The organism is Sphaerisporangium aureirubrum (genome assembly GCF_042658925.1).
Lineage (GTDB): Bacteria > Actinomycetota > Actinomycetes > Streptosporangiales > Streptosporangiaceae > Sphaerisporangium > Sphaerisporangium aureirubrum.
Map to the genome: position 1 here is coordinate 1 of NZ_JBHSRF010000247.1, position 500 is coordinate 500.

The following is a 500-nucleotide window of genomic DNA, read 5'->3' on the forward strand; positions in this document are numbered from 1 at the left end:
TCGGCCAGCAACGCCCGCACGGACGCCCTGAGCTCCTCCTCGACCTCCGAATACAACAGGCTCATCGCGGCAGGTCCTTCCAGGGCACGTCCTTGTCGACGCGAGGTTCTGAGGGCAGGCCGAGCACCCGCTCGGAGATGATGTTGCGCAGGACCTCGGAAGTGCCGCCCTCGATCGAGTTGCCCTTGGCCCGCAGATAGCGGTAGCCCGGACCACGGCCGTAGAAATCCACGTTCTCGGAACGGCGGAAGGTCCAGTCGTCGTAGCCGAGATCGCGCCTGAACTCCACGTCGAACCCGGACAACGCCTGATTGAGCCGGGCGAACGACAGCTTCATCCCGGACCCCTCCGGCCCCGGATGACCCGCCACGAGCTGCTCACGCAGCCGGGCCCCGGACAGGCGGGTGACCTCGGCCTCCACCCAGAGCGACAGCAACCGCTGATGCAGATCGTGGTTGCGCAGCTCAGGATGCTCACGCCAGGCGTCCAGCACGGCGGCC

The 500-nt window shown here is 67.4% G+C and carries 1 protein-coding gene; it reads right to left on the reverse strand.

Features of this window, described 5'->3' with window-relative positions:
- Positions 1–61: 61 nt before the first annotated feature.
- Positions 62–500: acyl-CoA dehydrogenase family protein (locus ACFP1K_RS41370; protein WP_380764112.1), on the reverse strand; the 439-nt coding region annotated here is incomplete at its 5' end.